The sequence below is a fragment of the Roseinatronobacter sp. genome, from assembly GCF_051859525.1.
Taxonomy (GTDB): Bacteria; Pseudomonadota; Alphaproteobacteria; order Rhodobacterales; family Rhodobacteraceae; genus Roseinatronobacter.
The window spans coordinates 1-422 of the sequence record NZ_JBHYFM010000051.1; the positions used below are offsets into that span (position 1 = coordinate 1).

Consider the following 422-nt stretch of genomic DNA (forward strand, 5'->3'; position numbering starts at 1 on the left):
TCACCAATTCCGACCGCACCATCAGCCGCCAGCGTGCGTTTTTGCCCGCCCCCGGACAGGCGCGGGAGGACTGGCGGATGCTGTCGGATGTCGCGCGGCGTATGGGCTGGGCGGATGCCTTTGGCTGGCAGGATGTCTCTGAGATTTTTGCCGAATATGCCGCGCTTTCCGGTGTGGCGGGCGCCTTGGGGCGCGATTTCGACATTTCGGGGCTGGCAGATGCTGATTATGACCGGCTTGAGCCGACCCGCTGGCCGGTCAGCGCGCGCAAGCAGGGCGGACGCTTCTTTGCCGAGGGTGGTTTCTACACCCCGGACGCGCGCGCGCGGATGCTGCCGGTTCTGCCGCGCCTGCCGGTTGCGAAAACCGCACCGCGCTATCCTTTCGTGCTGAACACGGGCCGTATCCGTGACCAGTGGCAT

At 65.9% G+C, this 422-nt stretch carries 1 pseudogene; it reads left to right on the forward strand.

Going from position 1 to position 422, the window contains the following annotated elements:
- Nucleotides 1-422: pseudogene (locus ACTIE1_RS16635) on the forward strand (nitrate reductase); the annotation flags it as partial.